Origin of the sequence: Kitasatospora sp. NPDC056076, assembly GCF_042266305.1 — a bacterium.
Classification (GTDB): domain Bacteria; phylum Actinomycetota; class Actinomycetes; order Streptomycetales; family Streptomycetaceae; genus Kitasatospora.
In genome coordinates, this window is the sequence record NZ_JBHJWG010000030.1 from 77905 (window position 1) to 100895 (window position 22991).

The following is a 22991-nucleotide window of genomic DNA, read 5'->3' on the forward strand; positions in this document are numbered from 1 at the left end:
AGTCCCCACTCAGCACGTCATCCGTCGGAGGCAGACCGTGATCCCGTTGTCGTTCGCGCAGCAGCGGCTGTGGTTCATCGAACAGCTGGAGGGCCCGAGCGCGCTCTACAACACCCCGTTCGCCGTCCGGCTGACCGGTGGGCTCGACGCCGCCGTCCTCACCCTCGCGCTGCGCGACGTGCTCGCCCGGCACGAGGTGCTGCGCACCACCTTCCCCGCCGTCGACGGCCGCCCGCAGCAGTCGATCGCCGAGCCGCAGAGCCCCGCCGTCACCGCCGTCGAGGTGGCCGCCGTCCCGGTCGCCGACGAGGCCGAGCTGACCGCCCGGCTCACCGCAGCGGCCGGGCACGTCTTCGACCTCGCGACCGAACTGCCCATCCGCTGCTCGCTGTTCTCGCTCTCCGCCGAGGAGCACGTGCTGCTGGTGCTGATGCACCACATCGCCAGCGACGGCTGGTCCGTCCCCCCGCTCTTCCGCGACCTGGACGCCGCCTACCGGGCCCGCCTCGCCGGCGCCGCGCCGCAGTGGGAGCCGCTGCCCGTCCAGTACGCCGACTACACCCTCTGGCAACGCGAACTCCTCGGCGAGGAGGACGACCCGGAGAGCGTGCTCGCCACCCAACTCGCCCACTGGCAGCGCGCCCTGGCCGAGGCCCCGGAGGAGCTGGCCCTCCCCTACGACCGGCCGCGACCCGCCGCGCCCACCCGGCTCGGCGGCGCCGCCGAACTCGCCCTGGACGCCGAACTGTACGCGGACCTGGCCGAGTTGGCGGCGAAGGAACGGGCCAGCCTGTTCATGGTCCTCCAGGCCGCCGTCGCCACGCTGTACACCCGGCTCGGCGCCGGCACAGACCTCCCGCTGGGCACCGCGGTGGCCGGGCGCACCGACGAGGGCCTGGACGAGCTGGTCGGCTTCTTCGTCAACACCCTCGTCCTGCGCACCGACACCACCGGCGACCCCAGCTTCCGCGAGCTGCTGGCCCGCGTGCGCCGCCTCGACCTGGACGCCTTCGACCAGCAGGACGTGCCCTTCGAGCGCCTGGTCGAACAGCTCAACCCGGCCCGCGTCCCGGCCCGCCACCCGCTCTTCCAGACCATGCTGACGCTGGACAGCGACGAGGACCTCCCCGCCGACTTCGCCGGGCTCGCCTGCCGGGAGCACGTCCTCGACCAGCACCTCGCCAAGTTCGACCTGTCCTTCGCCTTCGTCGAGCAGCACGACGCACAGGGCGCCGCCAACGGCCTGACCGGCGCGGTGGAGTACGCGGCGGACCTCTTCGACCACACCACCGCCGCCACCCTCGGCGAGCGCCTCGCCCGGGTGCTGCGGGCGGCCGCCGCCGACCCGGACGCACCGATCGGCACCATCGAGATCCTCGACCCGGCCGAGCGCGAGGACCTGCTGACCGGCCGGCACGGGCCGGTGGCGCAGCTTCCGGCCGGTTCCGTGCCCGAGCTGTTCGAGGCGCAGGCCGCCGCGACGCCCGAGGCGATCGCCCTGGTCGCGGGCTCCACCGAGCTGACGTACGCCGAACTCAACGCCCGCGCCAACGGTTTGGCCCTGCGCCTGGCCGAGGCCGGGGTGCGGGCGGAGACCCCCGTCGCCCTGCTGCTGGAGCGCTCCCCCGCCCTGGCCGTCGCCCTGCTGGCGGTGCTCAAGGCCGGCGGCAGCTACGTCCCACTGGACGACGCCCAACCGCAGGAGCGCCTCGCGGCCGTGCTCGCCGACGCGGGCGCCCGGATAGCAGTCACCGACCGCGACCACCCCGCGCTGGCCGGGCTGACCACCCTCACCGTCGGCGAGGAGACCGCGGAGAACCTCGAACTGGCCATCGTGGACGACCGGTTGGCCTACGTCATGCACACCTCCGGCTCCACCGGCACCCCCAAGGGCATCGGCATCACCCACCGCGCGATCGTCGACCTCGCCCTCGGCGGGGCCTTCACCGGGGAGCACCTCGCCCGGGTCGCGGTGCACTCCCCCACCGCCTTCGACGCCTCCACCTACGAGTTCTGGGCCCCGCTGCTCTCCGGCGGCCGTCTCGTCATCGCCCCGCCCGGGCGGCTCGGCGTCACCGAACTCGCCGACCTGCTCGGCCGGCAGCAGGTCTCCGGCGCCTTCATCACCGCCGGCCTGTTCAACGTGCTGGCCACCGAGGCCCCGCAGTCCTTCGCCGGGATGCGCGAGGTCTGGACCGGCGGGGACATCGCCTCACCGGCGGCCATGCGACGCGTCCTGGAAGCCTGCCCCGGGCTGAAGGTGGTGAACGCCTACGGCCCGACCGAGGCCACCACCTTCGCCACCCTCCGCGCGATGACCTCCCCCGCCGAGGTGCCGGCCGCCGTGGTGCCGATCGGTCGGCCGCTGCCCAACAGCCGGGTGTACGTCCTCGACGACGCCCTGCGGCCGGTCCCGGTCGGCGTCCCCGGCGAGCTCTACCTCGCCGGACACGGCCTGGCCCGCGGCTACGTCGGCCGCCCCGCCCTCACCGCCGAACGCTTCGTCGCCGACCCCTACGGCGCCCCCGGCAGCCGGATGTACCGCACCGGCGACCTCGCCCGCTGGACTACCACAGGAGAACTGGAGTTCGCCGGTCGAACGGACGACCAGGTCAAGGTCCGTGGCTTCCGGATCGAACTCGCCGAGGTGGAGGCCGCGTTCGCCGCCCACCCGGCCGTCCGGCAGGCCTTCGCGACGGTCCGCCAGGACCGGCCCGGTGACAAGCGCCTGGTCGCCTACGTCACCGGCGACGCCCCGCTCGACGAGCTGCGCGCCTTCGTCACCGACCGGCTGCCCGGCTACATGGTCCCCACCGCCGTCGTGCCGCTGACCGCCCTCCCGGTCAACTCCAACGGCAAGGTCGACCGCCGAGCCCTCCCCGCCCCCGACTACTCCGCCGCCACCCCCGGCCGGGCGGCCCGCAACGCCACCGAGCAGACCCTGTGCGCGCTCTTCGCCGAGGTCCTCGGAACCGCCGAGCCGAGCATCGACGACAACTTCTTCGACCTGGGCGGGCACTCCCTGCTCGCCACCCGGCTCACCAGCCGCATCCGCACCGCCCTCGGCACCGAACTCCCCCTGCGCACCCTCTTCGACCACCCCACCATCGCCGCCCTGGCCCAGCACCTCGGCGCGGACACCACCCCGGGGCGGGCCGGGCTGACGGCGCGCACCCGCCCTGAGCCGGTACCGCTCTCCTACGCCCAGCAACGCCTTTGGTTCATCGACCAGTTCGAGGGCCCGAGCGCCCTCTACAACACCCCCTTCGCACTCCGGCTCACCGGCCCGGTCGACACCGGGGCCCTGACCGCCGCCCTGCACGACCTGCTGGCCCGGCACGAGGTGCTGCGCACCCTCTTCCCCGTCGCCGACGGGCAGCCCCACCAGCTGGTCACCGACTCCGTCGAGCCCACCCTGACCGTCACCACCGTCGCCGACGAGACCGAGCTGGCCGGGCTGCTGGACCGGGCGAACGCGCACGCCTTCGACCTCGCCACCGAACTGCCCCTCCGGGCGGCGCTGTTCTCGCTGCCCGGCGAACGGCACGTGCTGCTGCTCCTGCTGCACCACATCGCCAGCGACGGCTGGTCGGTCGCCCCGCTCTTCCGCGACCTGGGCGAGGCCTACCGGGCCCGCCTCGCCCACACGGAACCCGACTGGAAGCCGCTGCCCGTCCAGTACGCCGACTACACCCTCTGGCAGCGCGAACTCCTCGGCGACGAGGAGGACCAGGACAGCCTGATCGGGCGGCAACTCGCCTTCTGGCAGGCGTCCCTGGCCGACGCGCCGGAGGAACTGGCGCTGCCCTACGACCGGCCGCGACCGGCCGCGCCGAGCCACCGGGGCGAGCTGGTCGAGTTCACCGTCGACGCCGAACTGCACCAGCGGCTGGGCGAGTTGGCCACCGCCAACCGGGCCAGCCTGTTCATGGTCCTGCAAGCCGCCGTCGCCACCCTCTACACCCGCCTCGGCGCCGGCACCGACCTCCCGCTCGGCACCCCCGTCGCCGGACGCACCGACGAAGCCCTCAACGACCTGGTCGGCTTCTTCGTCAACACCCTCCTGCTGCGCACCGACACCTCCGGCGACCCCAGCTTCCGCGAACTCCTGGACCGGGTACGGCAGTCCGACCTCAACGCCTTCGAGCACCAGGACGTGCCCTTCGAGCGCCTGGTCGAGCAGCTCAACCCCACCCGCACCCCGGCCCGCCACCCGCTCTTCCAGACCCTCATCGCCCTGGAGAACCAGGCGAAGGCGCAGCAGACCTTCGGCGGCCTCCCCTGCGGCGAGCTGGAGTTCGACCTCAACGTGGCCAAGTTCGACCTCTCCTTCGGCTTCGCCGAGCTGAGCGGACCAGGCGGACCGGGCGGCCTCTCCGGCGCGGTGGAGTACGCGGCGGACCTCTTCGACCACGCCACCGTCACCACCCTCGCCGAGCGCCTGCTGCGCGTCCTCCGGGCCGCCGTCGCCGACCCCGACGCGCCGATCGGCACCATCGAGATCCTCGACCCGGCCGAGCGCGAGCAGCTGCTCACCGGCTGGCACGGCCCGGTGACGCAGCTGCCCTCGGGGAGCGTGCCCGAGCTGTTCGAGGCCCAGGCCGCCGCGACGCCCGAGGCGATCGCCCTGGTCGCGGGCTCCACCGAGCTGACGTACGCCGAACTCAACGCCCGGGCCAACGGTTTGGCCCTGCGCCTGGCCGAGGCGGGCGTCGGCACCGAGACCCCCGTCGCCCTGCTGCTGGAGCGCTCTCCCGCCCTGGTCATCGCCCTGCTCGCGGTGCTCAAGGCCGGCGGCAGCTACGTCCCGCTGGACGACGCCCAACCGCACGAGCGCCTCGCGGCCGTCCTCGCCGACGCGGGCGCCCGGATCGCCGTCACCGACCGCGACCACCCCGCCCTGGCCGGGCTGACCACCCTCGCGGTCGGCGAGGAACGAGCCGCCAACCTCGAACTCGTGGCCACCGGGGAGCAGTTGGCCTACGTGATGCACACCTCCGGCTCCACCGGCACGCCGAAGGGCATCGGCGTCACCCACCGCTCCGTCGTCGACCTCGCGCTCGGCGGCACCTTCGCGGGCGGCGCCCACGAACGCGTCCTGGTCCACTCCCCCACCGCCTTCGACGCCTCCACCTACGAACTCTGGGCCCCGCTCCTCTCCGGCGCCCGTCTCGTCCTCGCCCCCGCCGGACGCCTCGGCGTCACCGAACTCACCGACACCCTCCAGCGAGGCGGCGTCACCGCCGCCTGGCTCACCGCCGGACTGTTCAACGTCATGGCCACCGAGGCGCCGACCCTCTTCACCGGCCTCCGGGAGGTGTGGACCGGTGGCGACGTGGTCGCCCCCGCCGCCGTCCGCCGCGTCATGACCGCCTGCCCCGGCCTGGCCGTGGTCGACGGCTACGGCCCGACCGAGACCACCACCTTCGCCACCCACCACCGGATGACCACCCCGGCCGAGGTACCTGACAGCGTCCCGATCGGCCGCCCGCTCCCCAACACCCGGGCCTACGTCCTCGACAGCGGTCTGCGGCCCGTCCCGGTCGGCGTCCCCGGCGAGCTCTACCTCGCCGGACACGGCCTGGCCCGCGGCTACGTCGGCCGCCCCGCCCTCACCGCCGAACGCTTCGTCGCCGACCCGCACGGCGCCCCCGGCAGCCGGATGTACCGCACCGGCGACCTCGTCCGCCGCACCAGCGAAGGCGTGCTGGAGTTCCTCGGCCGTGCCGACGACCAGGTCAAGATCCGCGGCTTCCGGATCGAACTCGGCGAGGTCGAGGCCGCCCTCACCGCCCACCCCGCCGTCGGCCAGGCCCTCGCCCTGGTCCGCGAGGACCAGCCCGGCGACAAGCGCCTGGTCGGCTACGTCACCGGCGACGCCACCCCCGGCGAACTGCGCGCCTTCGCAGGCGAGCGCCTCCCCGGCTACATGCTCCCGGCCGCCGTCCTCGTCCTCGACGCCCTCCCCGTCACCCCCAACGGCAAGGTCGACCGCCGCGCCCTGCCCGCCCCCGACTACTCCGGCACCCCCGAGGGCCGCGCCCCCCGCACCGGCACCGAGCAGGCCCTCTGCGCCCTGTTCGCCGAAACCCTCGGCCTGCCCGCCCTCGGCATCGACGACGACTTCTTCGCCCTCGGCGGCCACTCCCTGCTCGCCACCAAGCTGATCAGCCGGATCCGCACCGCCCTGGACGTCGAACTCCCCATCCGCGCCCTCTTCGACCACCCCACCGTCGCCGCCCTGGCCACCACCCTGCCGACCGTCGACACCCCGGCCCGCCCGGCGTTGCGCCCGCAGGCCAGGCCCGCCCTGGTACCGCTCTCCCCCGCCCAGCAACGCCTCTGGTTCATCGACCAGTTCGAGGGCCCGAGCGCGCTCTACAACACCCCGTTCGTCGCCCACCTCAGCGGAGAGATCGACCCCGAGGCCCTGGCCGGGGCCCTGACCGACCTGGTCGCCCGCCACGAGGTGCTGCGCACCACCTTCCCGGCCACCGACGGCCGGCCTCACCAGCTGATCGCCGCGCACGCCGAACCCGCCCTGCACGCCCGCACGGTGGCCGACGAAACGGAGCTGCGCGCCGCCGTGGCCGAGGCCACCGGCGCGGTGTTCCGGCTCGCCGAGGACCTGCCGATCCGGGTCTCGCTGTTCTCGCTGAACGCCGAACGGCACGCCCTGGTCGTCCTGCTGCACCACATCGCCAGCGACGGCTGGTCCGTCGGCCCGCTGCTGCGCGACCTGGACACCGCCTACCGGGCCCGCCTGGCCCACACGGAACCCGGCTGGCGGCCGCTGCCCGTCCAGTACGCCGACTACACCCTCTGGCAGCGCGGCCTGCTCGGCACCGCGGACGACCCGGACGGCGCCCAGCACACCCAACTCGCCCACTGGAAGCAGGTCCTGGCCGAGCTCCCGGAGGAGCTGGCGCTCCCGTACGACCGGCCGCGACCGGCCGCCCCGAGCCACCGGGCCGGGACGGTGGAGTACCGGCTGGACGCCGAACTGCACCGGCGGCTCAGCGAGTTGGCCGCTGCCAACCGGGCCAGCCTGTTCATGGTCGTGCAGGCCGCCGTCGCCGCGCTGTACACCCGGCTCGGCGCCGGCACCGACCTCCCGCTCGGCACCCCCGTCGCCGGACGCACCGACGAAGCCCTGGACGACCTGGTCGGCTTCTTCGTCAACACCCTCGTCCTGCGCACCGACACTTCCGGCGACCCCGGCTTCCGCGAGCTGCTGGACCGGGTCCGCCGCACCGCCCTGGACGCCTTCGAGCACCAGGACCTCCCCTTCGAGCGCCTGGTCGAACAGCTCAACCCCACCCGCACCCCGGCCCGCCACCCGCTCTTCCAGACCGTCCTCACGGTGAGCAGCGGCCCGGCCCCCGTGCTCAGCCTGGGCGGGGTCAGCGGGGTGCTGGAGGGCGCGGGCGAGTCCCAGGCGCACTTCGACCTGAACTTCAACTTCACCGAGCAGCACGACGCGGACGGCACCCCGCTCGGCGTGGCCGCGGCCGTGGAGTACGCGGCGGACCTCTTCGACCACGCCACCGTCGCCACCCTCGCCGAGCGCCTGCTGCGCGTCCTGGAGGCCGCCGCCACCGACCCGGACGCGCCGATCGGCACCATCGAGATCCTCGACCCGGCCGAGCGCGAGCAGCTGCTCACCGGCTGGAACGACACCGCCGTCCCGATCGCCGACAGCACGCTGTCCGAGCTGTTCGAGGCCCGGGCGGCCGCCACCCCCGAGGCGGTGGCCGTGGTGTCCGACACCGGGCGGCTGAGCTACGCCGAACTCGACGCCCGGGCGGGCGCCCTGGCCGCCGTGCTGCTGGCCCGCGGGCTGGCGGTGGAGGAGCCGGTCGCGATCCTGATGGACCGCTCGGCCGAGCTGGTGACGGCGATCCTGGCGGTCACCAAGGCGGGCGGCACGTACGTCCCGCTGGACGCCCGGTACCCGCTGGACCGGATGCGGCACATCCTCGCCGACACCCGGGCGCAGCTCGTCCTGGTCGACCCGGCCCACCGCGACCACCCGGTCCTCGACAGCGGCACCGACGGCACCGGCACCGGCCCCACCCCCCTCGACGTCACCGAGGCCCCCACCGGCCTCGCCCCCGCCGCCCGGACCCCCAACGCCCAGACCCCCGCCGGCCGCCGCTCCCACCCCGGCCAGCTGCTCTACGTGATGTACACCTCCGGCTCGACCGGCCTCCCCAAGGGCGTCGCGGTGACCCACCGCAACGTCGTCGACCTGCTCACCAACCCGCACTTCCACCAGGGCCACCACGAGAGCGTCCTGCTGCACTCGCCCACCGCCTTCGACGCCTCCACCACCGAGGTGTGGGCCCCGCTGGTGACCGGCGGGCGGATCGTGCTGGCCGCCCCCGGACAGCTCGACCTCCCCGCGCTGGCCGCGACCATCACCCGGCACGCCGTCACCCTGGTGCAGGCGCCCTCCGGTCTGCTGCGGCTGATGGCCGAGGAGACCCCGGAGGCGTTCCGCGGGGTGCGCCAGGTGTGGACCGGCGGTGACGTGGTGCCCCCGGAGGCCGTCCGGCAGCTGTTCCGGGCGTGCCCGGAGACGGACGTGGTGGCGGTGTACGCGCCGACGGAGACCACGGCCATCAAGACCACCTTCACCATGACGCCCGGCGGGCACGTCCCGGCCGTGGTGCCGATCGGCCGCCCGCTGGCCAACACCCGGGCGTACGTGCTGGACGACGCCCTGCGGCCCGTCCCCGCCGGGGTGCCCGGTGAGCTGTACCTCGCGGGCAACGGCCTGGCCCGGGGCTACGTGGGCCGCCCGGGGCTGACCTCGGAGCGCTTCGTGGCCTGCCCGTTCGGCGGCAAGGGCGAGCGGATGTACCGCACCGGCGACATCGTCCGGTGGAGCGCGGACGGCGTGCTGGAGTTCCTCGGCCGCGCCGACGACCAGGTGAAGATCCGCGGCTTCCGGATCGAGCCGGCCGAGGTGGAGACGGCGCTGGCCGCCCACCCGGCGGTCGGGCACGCGGTGGCGACGGTCCGCGAGGACCAGCCCGGGGACAAGCGCCTGGTCGCCTACGTCACCGGCGACGCCACCCCCGACGAACTGCGGACCTTCCTCGCCGACCGGGTGCCCGGCTACATGGTCCCGGCCGCGATCGTCACCCTGGACGCGCTGCCGGTCACCGCCAACGGCAAGGTGGACCGCCGCGCCCTGCCCGCCCCCGACTACTCCGGCACCCCCGAGGGCCGCGCCCCCCGCAGCACCGCCGAACGGGCCCTGTGCGCCCTGTTCGCCGAGACCCTCGGCCTACCCGCCCTGAGCATCGACGACGACTTCTTCGCCCTGGGCGGCCACTCCCTGCTCGCCACCAAGCTGATCAGCCGGATCCGCACCGCCCTGGACGTCGAACTCCCCATCCGCGCCCTCTTCGACCACCCGACCGTGGCCGCCCTGGCCGGCCACCTGGGCGAGGGCACCGGCCCGGTCCGCGCCCGGCTGCTGCCCCGGCCGCGCCCGGAGCTGGTCCCGCTCTCCCACGCCCAGCAGCGCCTGTGGTTCATCGACCAGTTCGAGGGCCCGAGCGCGCTCTACAACACCCCGCTCGTGCTCCGGATCGACGGCACCCTGGACGCCGACGCCCTGGCCGGCGCCCTGGCCGACGTGGTCGCCCGGCACGAGGTGCTGCGCACCACCTTCCCCGGCGCCGACGGCCGGCCGCACCAGCTGGTCGCCCCGAGCGCCGAACCCGCCCTGCACACCCGCACGGTGGCCGACGAGGCGCAGCTGCGGGCCGCGCTGGCCGCCGCGAGCCGGGAGGCCTTCGACCTGGCCGTCGAACTCCCGCTGCGGGCCACGCTGTTCTCCCTGCCGCAGGGCGAGCAGGCACTGCTGGTGCTGATGCACCACATCGTCAGCGACGGCTGGTCCGTCGGCCCGCTGCTGCGCGACCTGGACGCCGCCTACCGGGCCCGCTGCGCGAACGCGGAGCCCGACTGGCGGCCGCTGCCCGTCCAGTACGCCGACTACGCCCTCTGGCAGCGCGAGCTGCTCGGCGCGGAGGACGACCCGGACGGCGCCCAGCACGTCCAACTCGCCTACTGGCAGCGGGCGCTGGCCGGTCTCCCGGAGGAGCTGACGCTCCCCTACGACCGCAAGCGGCCGCTGTCACCCACCCGCCGCGGGGACACCGTCGAGTTCCGGCTCTCGGCCGAACTCCACGCCTCCGTCGTCGAGTTGGCACGGGAGAGCCGTACCAGCGTGTTCATGGTGGTGCAGGCCGCGCTGGCCGCCACCCTGGGCCGGCTGGGCGCGGGCACCGACATCCCGCTCGGCACCCCGGTCGCCGGACGCACCGACGAGGCGCTGGACGAGCTGATCGGCTTCTTCGTCAACACCCTGGTGCTGCGCGCCGACCTCTCCGGCGACCCGAGCTTCCACGCGCTGCTGGAGCGGGTGCGGCAGGCCAACCTGGACGCCTTCGAGCACCAGGACGTGCCCTTCGAGCGGCTGGTCGAGGTGCTCAACCCGGCCCGCTCGACGGCCCGGCACCCGCTGTTCCAGGTGATGCTGACCTTCGCCGCCGGGCCCGAGGCCGAGGCCGCCCTGGACTTCGCCGGCCTGCCCGCCCGGGTGGAGCCCTCGGCGGCCGAACTCGCCAAGTTCGACCTGGCCTTCGGTTTCAGCGAGCGGCTGGCCGCCGACGGTTCCCCGGCCGGGATCGGCGTGGTCGTCGAGTTCGCCGAGGAGCTGTTCGACCCGGCCACGGTGACGGCGGTCGGCGAGCGCTTCGAGCGGCTGCTGACCGCCGTGCTGGCCGATCCGGCCCGCCCGGTCGACGCGGCGGAGATCCTCGACCCCGCCGAGCGGGCCCTGATCCTGGACCACTGGAGCGCGCCCACCGATCGGCCGGCGGCCGCCGAACCCCGCACCCTCCCGGAGCTGTTCGCGGCCCAGGCGGCCCGGACCCCGCAGGCCGTGGCGGTGGTCGACGAGGACGAGCGGATCGACTACGCCGAACTGGACGCCCGGGCGAACCGGCTGGCCCGGCTCCTCGCCGCCCGCGGCGTCGGCCCCGAGCGCCTGGTGGCGCTGGCGCTGCCCCGCTCGGTGGAACTGGTGGTCGCCGTACTCGCGGTGCTCAAGGCCGGCGGCGCCTACGTGCCGATCGACCCGGACTACCCGGCCGACCGGATCGCCTACACCCTGGCCGACTCCGCGCCCGCGCTGCTGCTCACCACCACCGCGGCCGCCGACCGACTGCCCGACCCCCAGCTGCCCTTGCTGCTGCTCGACGCCCCGGGGACGGCCGCCGAACTGGCCCGGACGCCCGCCGAGGCCCCCTCCCCCGCCCCCGCGCTCGGCCCGGACCACCCGGCGTACGTCATCTACACCTCGGGCTCGACCGGCCGGCCGAAGGGCGTGGTGATCCCGCACCGCAACGTCGCCCGGCTGTTCGCCGCCACCGACCACTGGTTCGCCCCGGGCCCGCAGGACGTCTGGACCCTGTTCCACTCCTACGCCTTCGACTTCTCGGTCTGGGAGCTGTGGGGCGCGCTGCTGCACGGCGGCCGCCTGGTCGTGGTGCCCTTCGGGACCAGCCGTTCGCCCCGGGAGTTCCTGGAGCTGCTGGTGCGCGAGCGGGTCACCGTCCTGAACCAGACCCCGTCCGCCTTCTACCAGTTGATGCAGGCCGACCAGGAGGAGCCGGAACTCGGCGCGCAACTCGCCCTGCGCCGGGTGGTGTTCGGCGGCGAGGCGCTCGACCTGGCCCGGCTGGCGCCCTGGTACGAGCGGCACGCCGAGGACGCGCCGGTGCTGGTCAACATGTACGGCATCACGGAGACCACGGTGCACGTCTCCTACCGCCCGCTGGACACCGCCACGGCCGCCGGGCAGTCCCGGTCGCTGATCGGCGCCGGCATCCCGGACCTGCGGCTGTACCTGCTGGACTCCCGGCTGCGCCCGGTGCCCGCCGGGGTGCCCGGCGAACTGTACGTCGCCGGGGCCGGCCTGGCCCGCGGCTACCTGGGCCGCCCGGCGCTGACCGCCGAGCGCTTCGTCGCCGACCCGTTCGGCGCCCCCGGCACCCGGATGTACCGCACCGGCGACCTGGCCCGCTGGACGGCCTCCGGCGAACTGGACTACCTGGGCCGGATCGACGCCCAGGTGAAGATCCGCGGCTTCCGGATCGAGCTGGGCGAGATCGGCTCGGTGCTCAGCCGCCGGCCCGAGGTGGCCTCCGCCGCCGTGGTGGTGCGCGAGGACGCCCCGGGCGAGAAGCGCCTGGTCGGCTACCTGGTGCCGGCCCCGGACGCCGGGGCGCCGGACCTGGACGCGCTGCGCACCCACCTGGCCGCCGAGCTGCCGGACTACATGCTGCCCGCCGCCCTGGTGCCGCTGGAACGCCTGCCGCTGACCCCCAACGGCAAGCTCGACGAGCGGGCGCTGCCCGCCCCCGAGCCGGGCCGGGCGGGCGGCGGCCGGGCGCCGCGCACCCCGCTGGAGGAGGTGCTCTGCGGGCTGTTCGCCGACGTGCTCGGCCTGGAGCGGGTCGGCATCGACGACAACTTCTTCGAGCTGGGCGGCCATTCGCTGCTGGCCGGGCGCCTGGTCGCCGGGCTGCGCGAGCTGACCGGCAGCGCCGAACTCGGCGTCCGGGCGCTGTTCCGGGCGCCGACCGTCGCCGGGCTGGCCGACCTGCTGGCCGCGGCCCGGGACGGCGCCCCCGCCGAGGAGGACTTCCCGGTGCTGCTGCCGATCCGCACCCGCGGCACGCGCCCGCCGCTGTTCTGCGTGCACCCGGCGGCCGGGATCAGCTGGGTGTACACCGGCCTGCTGCGCCACCTGGACGCCGAGCAGCCGATCTACGGCCTCCAGGCCCCCGGCCTGGCCGACCTCTCCCGCCACCCGGCGAGCCTGGCGGAGATGGCCCGCGACTACCTGGCCGAACTGCGCTCGGTGCGCCCCGAGGGCCCGTACGCCCTGCTGGGCTGGTCCTTCGGCGGCCCGGTCGCCCACGCCGTGGCGGCGCTGCTTCGGGAGCAGGGCGAGCGGGTCGACCTGCTCGCCGTGCTGGACGGCTACCCCGAGCTGGACGAGTACGCCCGGATCACCGGCGCCTCCCCCGACCGGATCACCGGCGGCTCCCGCCCCCGGTCCACCGGCGGCTCCCCCGACCGCGACCCGGCGCTGCTCGCCGCGATCCTGGAGTCCCTCGGGCAGCAGGCCGGCGAGATCACCGACTGGCCCGCCGACGAGGCGGGCTACGCCGAGCTGGTCCGGCACGGCGCCGGCCCGCTGGCCGGGCTGAGCGGCGCCGGGGTGGCCCGGGTGGTCGAGGTCTTCCTGGCCAACCTGGCGCTGGCCGGCGACGCCCCGCTGCCCGGCTACGACGGCGACGCGCTGGTCTTCGTCGCCGCCCAGGACCGCCCGGCCGACGCCCCCGACCCCGAGAGCTGGCGGCCCCACGTGGGCGGCCGGCTGGAGGTCCACCAAGTGCCCAGCACCCACGGCGCGATGACCGGCCCGGAGGCCCTCGCGGTCATCGGCCCGGTGCTCGCCGACCGCCTGCGCGACCCCGCGCAGGCCCCCACGCCCCGCCCCTGAGCCTCCCCTCACCACCGCACCACCCCGCACCACCGCGACACCCCCCGCACCACCACGCCAAGCGGCCGCGACCCGGCCCACACGAGGAATGGACACACCGATGCAGACTGCCGTCATCCCCGACACCTGGCGCGGCGTCACCCCGGCGCCGATCTCGTCGACCGACGCCTACAACGGCTTCATCGCCGCCAACGTGATCTTCGCGCTGGACCGGATCGGCGTGCTGGAGCAGATCGGCCGCGGCGAGGCGCTGTCCGCCGCCACGGCCACCTCCCAGCGCGGCGACACCGCCCGCACCGAGGCCGTGCTGCGCGCCGCCGCCGACTACGGCTACCTCAAGGCCGACGGCGCCGGCTACCTGCCCACCGAGGCGGGCATCGAGATCGCCGCCGCCCGCGGCTACTTCACCTGGGCGGTCGGCGGCTACCACGACGTGTTCGGCCGCGCCGGGCACCTGAGCACCGGCTCGCACCACTACAACCAGGACGTGTACCGCGACGAGGCGATGGTCGCCCTCGGCTCCGCCCAGTGCGACCAGTCGATGTTCGCCGCGCAGCTCACCGACGTGCTCTCCGGCATCGACTTCCGCACCATCGCCGACCTGGGCAGCGGCACCTCCGCCCGGGTGCGCCGGGTGGTCTCCCAGCGCGAGGGAAGCCGCGGCCTGGGCATCGACATCAGCCGCCCGGCCACCGACATCGCCCGCGCCGACATCGCCGCCGCCGGGATGCAGGACCGGGTCACCGCCGTCCGGGCCGACGTGCTGGGCCTGCTCGGCACCCAGATCGACAACGACGCCGAGGCCGCCGAGGTGGCCGAGGTCGACACCGTGATGAGCTTCTTCCTGCTGCACGACCTGCTCGCCGACCCGAGCACCCGCTCCTCGATCTTCACCCGGATGCGCGAGGCCTTCCCCAAGGCCCGCACCTTCGTGCTCGGCGACACCATGCTGCGCGGCCCGGGCGAGTCCCAGAGCGCGATGCCGGTCTTCTCGGTCGGCTTCGAACTGGCCCACGCGATGATGGGCGTGCCGCTGCACACCAAGGAGACCTACGAGCAGCTGTTCACCGACGCCGGGCTGCGGATCGACCGGGTCGAGGCGCTGGCCACCCCGCACAGCTGGCTCTACGTCCTCCAGGCCGACTGATGGCCGCCGCAGCCGGGGCCGCACACCTGCTGGCCCAGAACGAGCACCCGTACCCGCCGCTGCCGTCCGTGCTGACCGCCCTGGCGGGGGCGGTCGGCGACCTGAACCGCTACCCGGACTTCCGCCCGGAGCGCTTCGCCCGGATCATCGCCGACTGGCAGGACGTCCCGGCCGCGCAGGTCGTGGTCGGCCACGGCTCGGCCGGCGTCGCCCTGGACCTCTTCCACTCCGTCGTCCGCCCCGGCGACAACGTGGTGCACTCGGACCCCTGCTTCGACGCGTACCCGCTGTTCTGCGCGATCGCCGGCGCCGAGTCCCGGTCCGTCCCGCTCGGCCCGGACGCCCGGCACGACCTGGCCGCGATGGCCGGCCGGGTGGACGGGCGCACCCGGATCATCGTGCTGTGCAACCCGCACAACCCGACCGGCACGGTCTACTCCTGGGCGGAACTGACCGACTTCTTCCGCAAGGTGCCGGCCACCGCGCTGATCCTGCTGGACGAGGCCTACGTCGACTTCGCCCGGGGCTGGGCCGCCCCGGCGGTGCCGGACCGGATAGCCGAGTGGCCCAACCTGGTGGTGCTGCGCACCCTCTCCAAGTCGCACGGCCTCGCCGCGCTGCGGATCGGCTACGCCGTCGCCGAGGAGTCGGTGGCGCGGCGGGTGCGCGACGTCCAGGTGCCGTACGCGGTGAACCGGCTCCAGGAGGCGGGCCTGCTGGCCGCCGTCGCCGCCCAGGACGAGGTGGACCGGCGGATCGCCGAGATCGCCGCCGAACGCGACCGGCTGCGGGCCGAACTGCTCGCCCTGGGCCGGTCGGTGCCGCCGAGCCTGACCAACTTCCTCTGGGTGACGGCGCCTTCACCCGAGGAGCAGCTCCCGGTCAAGGCGGAGCTGGAGCGGCTCGGGGTGGCCGTCCGCTTCTACCCGGGCCAGGGCATCCGGATCGCCGTCGGCGAGAAGGACGCCGTCGACGCCGTGATCGAGGGCTTCACCCGCGCCCACCGGGCCGCCGACGCACCGCCCCGCTAGGCCTGCCAGACCCGCTGGACCCGCTGGACCCGCTGGACCCGCACCACCCACCGCACACACAGCAGTCAAGGACAGGACAGGACATGCACCCACTTCTGGCGCGGCCGGAGTTCCGGCTCTACATCGCGGGACAGACGCTGTCCGTCCTCGGGGACAGCGCGCTCTTCATCGCCCTCGGCATCTGGGCCAAGGTCCTGACGGGGAGCAGCTCGGCGGCCGGTCTGGTCATGTTCTGCTACGCCGTCCCGATGCTGCTGCTGCCGCTCGGCGGCCTGGTCGCCGACCGGGTCCGCCGACGGCCGCTGCTGGTCGCGGTCAACCTCGGTCTGGCGGTGGCGGTTTCGCCGCTGCTGCTGGTCGACGGCCGCGGCCACCTGTGGATCATCTACGGCACCGCGGTGCTCTACGGGCTGGCCGGGGCCGTCCTCACCCCGGCCCAGAGCGCGATGCTGCGCACCATCCTGACGGAGCGTCAGGACTTCGGCGCGGCCGTCGGGTTCACCCAGACCATGCGGGCGGGCACCACCCTGGTCGCACCGCTGGTCGGCTCCGGCCTGTACGGGTGGCTCGGCGGCCGGGCCGTCGCCCTGGTCGACATCGGCATCCTGCTCGCGGCCGCGCTCGCCTTCCTGGCGCTGCGGGTGCCCGAGTCCAAGCCGGAGCCGTCCGGGCGGCACTGGCGCACCGAGGTGCTGGCGGGCTTCCAGCACCTGCGCTCCACCGCCTCGCTGCTGCCGCTGCTGATCGCGACCACCGCCACCGCGACCGTGCTCAGCTTCCTCCAGCCGGTGCTGTTCTCGCTCATCCAGCACGGACTGGGCCGCTCGCCGCAGTTCCTGGGCGTGCTGGAGACGGTGGAGGCGGTCGGGGCGCTCGGCGGCTCGGTGCTGGGCGGCATCCTGATCGGCAAGCTCGGCCCCCGCAGGACCGTCATGCTCGGCTCGGCCACCTTCGGGGTCGGCGCCCTGCTGCTGCTGGCGCCCTCGGTGTGGGTGGTGGCGGCCGGTCTGCTGATCGCCGGGGCCGGCATGCCGGCCGGCGTGGTCGGCCTGGCCACCGCCGCCCAGTCGCTGACCCCGCCGCAGCTGATGGGCCGCACCCAGGCGGCCGTCAACCTCGCCCTCACCGCCCCGCAGGCGATCGCCATCGGCGTCGGCGCCGGCCTGGTGGCCGCGCTGGACTTCCGCACGGTGCTGGTCGCCATGGTGATCGGCGCGCTGCTGTCCGGCCTCTACCTGCTGGGCAAGCCCGACGCGGCGATCGAGGACGACGAGGACGAGGTGGAGTCGGCGGAGCAGCCCGCCCGAGAGCTCGCCCCGGCCCCGGCCCAGGCCCCGGCCGAGGAGACCGAGCCCGCCCCGCGCCTCCAGTCCACCTGACCGTCCCGCACCTCCCGTCCCCGCACCACCCAGGCCCGCACCACGCCACCGGCCCACCCGGCGGCGGCCCTGCCGCACCGCACCGCCGCCGGGGCGGGCCTCCGCGCACTCCTCACGAGAGAGCCCCTCAGATGCCCGACCGTTCCTCTCCCGAGCTCCCCACCGACCTCACCGACCTCACCACCGACGCCGGGGAGCCGCTCGAACTCGCCCTGGACCACGTCGAGTTCTACGTCACCGACCTCGCCGCCGACGTCGCCCGGCTGACCGCGGAGTACGGCTTCGACCTGCTCGTCCCGCCCACCGAGCGCGGCACGAGCGCCGAGCGCTGCGTCTCCGCCCTGCTCGGCCAGGCCGCGATCCGGCTGCTGCTCACCCAGCCGCTGGCCGCCGGCCACCCGGCCACCGCGTACCTGGCCCGCCACGAGGACGGCGTGGCCGCACTGGCCCTGCGGGTCCCGGACGCCACCGCCGCCTACCGCGCGCTGACCGGGCGGGGCGCCGACGGGCTGCGCCCGCCGCAGGCCGCGGACGGCTGTGTCACCGCCGTGGTCGGCGCCTTCGGCGACGTGGTGCACACCCTGATCGAGCGGGGCCCGGACGTCCCCGCCGACCGGATCCCCGGCCTGCCCGACGCGGCCCCCGTGACCGGTGCCGCGGAGGTGGGCCTGCGCTCCGTCGACCACTTCGCGGTCTGCGTCCCCTCCGGCGAACTGCGCGCGACCGTCCGGCACTACCAGGAGGTCTTCGGCTTCCGGATGGTCTTCGAGGAGCGGATCGAGGTCGGCGCCCTCGGCATGGACTCGATGGTCGTGCAGAGCCCCGACCACAGCGTCACCCTCACCCTGATCGAGCCGCTCACCCCGGACGCCGGCGGCCAGATCGCCTCCTTCCTCGCCGACCACGGCGGCGCCGGGGTCCAGCACGTGGCCTTCTCCTCCCAGGACGCCGTCCACTCCGTCTCCACCATGGCCGCCCGCGGCGTGCCCTTCCTGCGTACCCCGAGCACCTACTTCGACGCCCTGCCCGCCCGGCTGACCCCGCTGCGGCACTCCTTCGACCAGCTGCGCGAGCTGAACCTGCTGGTCGACCAGGACCACGACGGCCAGCTGTTCCAGATCTTCACCCGCTCCCAGCACCCCCGCGGCACCTTCTTCTTCGAGGTGATCGAGCGCATCCGGGCCCGCAACTTCGGCAGCAACAACATCCGCGCCCTCTACGAGGCCGTCGAACTCCAGCGCAACGCCAGCGAAGTGGCCGGATGAGCGCGCCGGTCCTGACCCCGCCGGGCGCGGGCACCGCCGCGCCGCGGCAGCCGCTGTCCGTGGCCGAGTACGAGCGGGCGGCCCGGGCCGTGCTGAGCGCCCCGGTCTGGGACTGGCTGGCCGGCGGTGCGGAGCAGGAGCGCACCCTGGCCGCCAACCGGGCGGCCTTCGACCGGCAGGCCGTGGTGCCCCGGGTGCTCGCCGACGTCTCCGCCTGCGACACCTCCGCGACCCTGGTGGCCAGCCGCTCGGCCCTGCCGGTGGCGGTGGCGCCGATCGCCTACCACCGGCTGTTCCACCCCGAGGGGGAACTCGCCTCGGCCCGGGCGGCCGCCGCGGCGGGGGTGCCGTTCACCGTCGGCACGCTCAGCAGCGTCGGCTTCGAGGAGCTGGCCGCGACCGGGGCCACGCTCTGGTTCCAGCTGTACTGGCTGCGCGACCGGGCCCGGCTGCTCGACCTGGTCGCGGCGGCCGAGGCGGCGGGCAGCGAGTGCCTGGTCGTGACCGCCGACGTGCCGTACATGGGCCGCCGGCTGCGCGACGCCCGCAACGCCTTCGCCCTGCCCGGGGACGTCCGCGCGGCGCTGCTGGAGGGCGGCGCCGCCGGGCGGGCGCACCGGAGCACCGCCGAGGTCTCGGCAGTGGCCGCCCACACCGCCGAGCTGCTCTCCCCCGCCGTCACCTGGGCGGACCTCGGCTGGCTGCGCGAGCACACCCGGCTGCCACTGGTGGTCAAGGGGGTGCTCGACCCGGCGGACGCCCTGCGGGCCGCCGAGCTGGGCGCCTCCGCCGTGGTGGTCTCCAACCACGGCGGCCGCCAACTCGACCGGGCGGTGCCCTCGTTGACGGCGCTGCCGGCCGTCGCCGAGGCGCTGGCCGGGCGCGGCTGCCAGGTGCTGCTGGACAGCGGGGTGCGCGGCGGCGCGGACGTGCTCACCGCGCTGGCCCTCGGGGCATCCGGGGTGCTGCTCGGCCGCCCGGCGATCTGGGGCCTGGCGGCCGACGGCGAACCGGGCTGTGCCCGGGTGCTGGAGCTGCTGGCCGCCGAACTGCGGCACGCCCTCGGCCTGGCCGGCTGCGCCGACCTGACCGCCGCCGCCGAGCTGCGCACCACCCCCCTGCCCTGCCCCGCCTGGAGTGCCCCGTGACCGTCACCGCCCCGCCGCACGAGCTGCGGCTGACCGACCTGCACCCCTCCCTCGCCGACCCGGCGATGACCTCGATGAACCTGCTCAACGAGATCTCCATCCGCTACCCGGAGGCGGTCTCCTTCGCGGCCGGCCGCCCGGCCGAGCAGTTCTTCGACCTGGACGCCGTCCACCGGTACCTGGACCGCTACACCGCGCACCTGCGCGGCGAGCGCGGCCTGTCCGAGGAGCAGGCCCGGCGCCAGGTGCTCCAGTACGGGCGGACCAAGGGGATCATCCACGAGCTGATCGCCGCGCACCTCGCGGTGGACGAGGGCATCGAGGTGCCCGCCGAGTCGATCGTGGTGACGGTCGGCTGCCAGGAGGCGATGTTCCTGGTGCTGCGGGCGCTGCGCCGCGGCCCCGAGGACGTGGTGCTGGCCGTCTCGCCCACCTACGTCGGGCTGACCGGCGCCGCCCTGCTGGCGGACCTGCCGGTGCGGCCGGTGGCCGACGGCCCGGACGGGCTCGACCTCGCCGACCTGCGCCGGCAGCTGGCCGACGCCCGGGCCGAGGGACTGCGCCCCCGGGCGCTCTACCTGGTCCCGGACGTGGCCAACCCGAGCGGCGCCAGCCTGCCGCTGGACCTGCGCCGGGAGCTGCTGGAGCTGGCCGCCGAGGAGGACTTCCTGGTCCTGGAGGACAACCCGTACTGCGTGTTCGCGGGCGAGGAGCGGCTGCCCTCGCTCAAGGCGCTGGACACCGCACGGCGGGTGGTCCACCTAGGGTCCTTCGCCAAGACGGCCCTCCCGGGCGCCCGGGTCGGCTACGTGGTCGCGGACCAGCTGGTGGCGGACGGCGCGGGCGGCAGCGTCCTGCTGGCCGACCTGCTCGGCATGGTCAAGAGCATGACCACGGTGAACACCTCGCCGATCGCCCAGGCCGTGATCGGCGGCGCGCTGCTCGAACACGGCCACAGCCTGCGGGCCGCCAACACCGAGGTCGCCGCGCTCTACCGGCGCAACCTCGCCCTGGTGCTGGCGGGCCTGGCCCGGCGCTTCCCGCCGGGCGGCGGGGTGACCTGGAACGAGCCGCGCGGCGGCTTCTTCCTGGTGCTCACGGTGCCGTGCGTGGTGGACGACGCCCTGCTGGAGCTCTCCGCCTCGCGGTACGGGGTGATCTGGACGCCGATGTCCCACTTCTACCCCGGTGCGGGCGGGGAGCGCCAACTGCGGCTCTCCGTCAGCCAGGTGGACCCGGCGACCGTCGACCGGGGCCTGGACGGCCTGGCCGCCCTGCTCGCCGCCCGGTCCTGAGCCGGGGCGCCGAGGGGGAGGACCTCTCCCCTCCCCCTCGGCGCCGAGGCACTACGGGATCGCCACCGCCGTGCCGGAGACCCGCACCCGGGTGTCCTCCGCCCGCAGTTCGACCCGCAGCACGCCCGGGCGCCCGAGGTCCTCGCCCTGGTGCAGGGTCAGCACGGCCGGGGCGGTCACCGCGCCCAGCTCGCGCAGGTAGGCACCGAAGGCGGCCGCGGCCGCGCCGGTGGCCGGGTCCTCGACCACGCCGCCGACCGGGAACGGGTCGCGGACGTGGAAGACCTCGGGGGCCTCGCGCCAGACCAGCTGCAGGGTGACCAGGTCGCGGGCGTTCATGAACGCGGCCAGCCCGTCGAAGTCGTAGTCCAGCCGGGCCAGTCGGGAGCGGGTGCCGGCGGCCAGCACCAGGTGCCGGGCGCCCGCGTAGCCGATCCGCGGCGGCAGCGCCGGGTCCAGGTCGGCGACCGACCAGCCGAGCAGCGCGAGCGCCTCCTCGACGTCCGCCGCCGACACCTCCTCGACCTTCGGCTCGACACTGGTGAGCGTCGCCCGCAGGCCGTCGGCGCCGCGCTCGACCTCGACCGGGACGTCCCCGGCCGCCGTGCCGAACACGTAGCGGCCCGGGCCGGACCGCTCGGCGACCGCGACGGCGGCGGCCACCGTCGCGTGCCCGCAGAACGGCACCTCCAGCAGCGGGCTGAAGTACCGCACGTGGTAGGCGCCCTGCTCGCTGCCCGGAGTCAGGAAGGCGGTCTCGGAGTACCCGACCTCGGCGGCGACGGCGAGCATCCGCTCGGCGGTCAGTCCGGTGGCGTCGAGCACCACGCCGGCGGGGTTGCCGCCCTCGGGGCGGATCGCGAAGGCGGCGTAGCGGAGGATCTCAGGAGCGTCGTCGGTCATGACCGGACGAACGTGTTCCGGCCGCCCGCTGTTCCCGCCGTTCCCCTCGTCCACGTACGGCCCGCTCACCGCAGCACCGCCTCCAGGAAGTCCGCGCCGAGCCGGGCGCTGCCGGACAGGTCCAGTTGGTAGAGCATGTACCGCCCACGCCGCTCGGTGACCAGCAGCCCGGCCTTGCGCAGCACCGCCAGGTGGCGGGACACCTCGGGGGCGCTCAACTGCCAGGCCGCGGCGAGTTCGCCGGTGGTGTGCGGGCCGCGGGCGATGGTGCGGGCCAGCCGCAGCCGGATCGGGTGGGCGAGCGCCTCCAGCCGCTGCTGGACCAGCGCGAGCGAGACCGGCTCGGGCAGCCCGGCCTCGGCCACCGGGTACTGCAGGACCGGCCGCCAGCCCGGGGCGTGCACCGCCAGCAGGTGGGGGCGGCCGAAGGCGGTGGGGATGAAGGTGACCCCGTTGCCGTCGGTGCCGCTGGTGCCGGAGTCCTGGAGCTTGTCGATGACGATCCGCCGCCGCCCGCCGCTCTCGTCCAGGCCGACGGACGGCGACAGCGCGCCGATGGCCTCGGCCAGGCCGCGGCGGGCGAGCAGGTCGGCCTTGTGCCGGGAGTCCGCGGCCAGCCCGGGCAGGACCCGCTGCCAGGCGTCGGCGAAGAACGCCGACTCGCAGTCCTCCAGCATCCGGCGCACCAGCGCCCGGACGGCGGGCGGGTCGGCGAGCAGCCGGTCCGCGAAGGCCGCCTGCCGGGGGCCGCGGGCGAGGGCCAGCTCGCGGGCGCGCTCGTTGGCGGCGGGGTCGCTGAGCGGGGAGGCCGTCCGCCGGTTGAGCCGGGAGGAGCCGCAGGTGGTGATCAGGGCCGCGGTCACGTACAGCTCGTCGTCGACCCGGTCGACGGCGTCGAGCTCCTCGGCGAGGGTGGCGGCGGGCTGACCGGGCACCAGGAAGTCGGCCCGCGAGGACCGCCAGAGGAAGTCCGCCTCCAGCAGCCGCTCGGACAGCTCCGGCGGGATCGCCGTGGTGGTGGAGGCCGCCCAGCCCTGCAACGCCGGGTGGTGCGCGGGCTCGGCGAGCACGTGCAGCATGGCGTTCAGCTCGGCGAGCGGCGAGGGCGCGAAGAGCAGGCGCTCCTCGGGCAGGCCGGTGATGTCGATGGTCACACTCATGCGCCCACCTCGCTGCGCTCGGCAGGGGCATTCGCCCACACGCACCTCTTGGCGGTTCGCTCGCTTCGC

General features: G+C 75.1%; 9 protein-coding genes. 7 read left to right on the forward strand and 2 right to left on the reverse strand.

Annotated features, from left to right (window positions below):
* The first annotated feature begins 37 nt into the window (after positions 1-37).
* The 7 genes from ACFC1T_RS24050 (at position 38) to ACFC1T_RS24080 (ending at position 20859) form a co-directional block, all read left to right on the forward strand.
* Complete coding sequence (locus tag ACFC1T_RS24050) at positions 38-13594, forward strand: amino acid adenylation domain-containing protein (protein ID WP_375891661.1); 13557 nt, start codon at positions 38-40, stop codon at positions 13592-13594.
* A 100-nt stretch (positions 13595-13694) separates the two neighbouring features.
* Positions 13695-14741: an SAM-dependent methyltransferase gene (locus ACFC1T_RS24055; protein ID WP_375891663.1), complete on the forward strand. Its 1047-nt coding sequence runs from the start codon at positions 13695-13697 to the stop codon at positions 14739-14741.
* Positions 14741-15772: an aminotransferase class I/II-fold pyridoxal phosphate-dependent enzyme gene (locus tag ACFC1T_RS24060; RefSeq protein WP_375891665.1), complete on the forward strand. Its 1032-nt coding sequence runs from the start codon at positions 14741-14743 to the stop codon at positions 15770-15772. Before ACFC1T_RS24055 ends, ACFC1T_RS24060 begins: the two co-directional genes overlap by 1 nt.
* Before the next feature lie 83 nt (positions 15773-15855).
* Positions 15856-17151: an MFS transporter gene (locus tag ACFC1T_RS24065; RefSeq protein WP_375891667.1), complete on the forward strand. Its 1296-nt coding sequence runs from the start codon at positions 15856-15858 to the stop codon at positions 17149-17151.
* Positions 17152-17282: 131 nt separating this feature from the next.
* Entirely contained in the window at positions 17283-18416 is a 1134-nt protein-coding gene (gene hppD / locus ACFC1T_RS24070) for a 4-hydroxyphenylpyruvate dioxygenase (protein WP_375891669.1), read from the forward strand.
* Positions 18413-19564, forward strand: a complete 1152-nt coding sequence (locus ACFC1T_RS24075; RefSeq protein ID WP_375891670.1) for an alpha-hydroxy acid oxidase — start codon at positions 18413-18415, stop codon at positions 19562-19564. The genes hppD and ACFC1T_RS24075 overlap by 4 nt, the downstream gene beginning before the upstream one ends.
* Before the next feature lie 65 nt (positions 19565-19629).
* Entirely contained in the window at positions 19630-20859 is a 1230-nt protein-coding gene (locus tag ACFC1T_RS24080) for a PLP-dependent aminotransferase family protein (RefSeq protein ID WP_375891700.1), read from the forward strand.
* A 51-nt stretch (positions 20860-20910) separates the two neighbouring features.
* On the opposite strand, the gene ACFC1T_RS24085 is transcribed toward ACFC1T_RS24080, so the two are convergent.
* Both ACFC1T_RS24085 and ACFC1T_RS24090 read right to left on the reverse strand, forming a co-directional pair.
* Entirely contained in the window at positions 20911-21762 is an 852-nt protein-coding gene (locus tag ACFC1T_RS24085) for a PhzF family phenazine biosynthesis protein (protein WP_375891672.1), read from the reverse strand.
* 65 nt (positions 21763-21827) lie between these two features.
* Positions 21828-22922 carry a DUF5937 family protein gene (locus tag ACFC1T_RS24090; protein ID WP_375891674.1) on the reverse strand — a complete coding sequence of 365 codons (1095 nt, stop codon included), beginning with the start codon at positions 22920-22922 and terminating at the stop codon, positions 21828-21830.
* Positions 22923-22991 lie beyond the last annotated feature (69 nt).

Coding starts and splice junctions, on each gene's coding strand:
- ACFC1T_RS24080 (WP_375891700.1), top strand. CDS start 19,630: ATGACCTCGATGAACCTGCTCAACGAGATCTCCATCCGCTACCCGGAG.
- ACFC1T_RS24055 (WP_375891663.1), top strand. CDS start 13,695: ATGCAGACTGCCGTCATCCCCGACACCTGGCGCGGCGTCACCCCGGCG.
- ACFC1T_RS24065 (WP_375891667.1), top strand. CDS start 15,856: ATGCACCCACTTCTGGCGCGGCCGGAGTTCCGGCTCTACATCGCGGGA.
- hppD (WP_375891669.1), top strand. CDS start 17,283: ATGCCCGACCGTTCCTCTCCCGAGCTCCCCACCGACCTCACCGACCTC.
- ACFC1T_RS24085 (WP_375891672.1), bottom strand. CDS start 21,762: ATGACCGACGACGCTCCTGAGATCCTCCGCTACGCCGCCTTCGCGATC.
- ACFC1T_RS24075 (WP_375891670.1), top strand. CDS start 18,413: ATGAGCGCGCCGGTCCTGACCCCGCCGGGCGCGGGCACCGCCGCGCCG.
- ACFC1T_RS24060 (WP_375891665.1), top strand. CDS start 14,741: ATGGCCGCCGCAGCCGGGGCCGCACACCTGCTGGCCCAGAACGAGCAC.
- ACFC1T_RS24090 (WP_375891674.1), bottom strand. CDS start 22,922: ATGAGTGTGACCATCGACATCACCGGCCTGCCCGAGGAGCGCCTGCTC.